Source organism: Ramlibacter sp. WS9, assembly GCF_003797765.1.
GTDB lineage: Bacteria > Pseudomonadota > Gammaproteobacteria > Burkholderiales > Burkholderiaceae_C > Ramlibacter.
In genome coordinates this window covers 1-718 of the sequence record NZ_RKMB01000101.1, presented here as the reverse complement: position 1 = coordinate 718, position 718 = coordinate 1, and the positions used below count along the sequence as shown (strand labels likewise).

Below are 718 nucleotides of genomic sequence, written 5' to 3'. Positions count from 1 at the left end.
TCGCTTTGCCGCGCGAGCTCGGCGAGCAAGGGATAGTCGTCCAGCCCGGTGGCATCGACCAATACATCGATGTGGGTCTGCAAGCCGCGATCGCGGGAGCGCTGCCACAGCTCGCGGGCCCAATGGCGGGGGTTCGGCGTCATCGCGGTTCCTCAGCGCTCGGCGAGCGCCTGGCCTCTTTTCTTCGCCTGTAGCAGGCACTCTTCGCAAACCGGTTGTCGCGGCGGCAGGTTGGCCGCGACCGCCTCGGGTGGCGCGCCGGGGCTGTCCTGGTCGGCCATGCCCGGCACCCGCGGCATCTTGATCGCGATCCCCGAGCCGCTTCCCGGCGCGCCGCCTGCATTGATCCGTGCCAGCGGGCCGCTGATGGCGATGCCGCTTGCGTCGAGCCGGATGAAGCTGCCGCCGGCCTTCACCGTCAGTTCGCTGTCAGCCTCGATCACCATCTTCTGCCCGGCCTTCAGGTGGATCTCGCGCCCGGCCCTGGCCAGGTAGGCACGACCGAGCTTCACGTGCTGGCTGTCGCCGACCGTCAGATGGTCATCGGCCTTCAGCTCGACCTTGCGCTCTCCGTGCACGGTGTGATGCTCCTCGGCCTTGAACTCGCTGTAGCTGTTCGCCTCCACGGTGTCGTGGCGTTCGTGGCCGACGCGGATCTTCTGGTCGTGCTCGATGTTCTCGTCCCAGTCGCGCTGGGCATGGACGAAGATCTGTTCCT

At 67.4% G+C, this 718-nt stretch carries 1 pseudogene; it reads right to left on the bottom strand.

Annotated elements, in window-relative coordinates:
* Positions 1-152: 152 nt before the first annotated feature.
* A pseudogene (locus EEB15_RS33120) lies at positions 153-718 on the bottom strand (hypothetical protein); the annotation flags it as partial.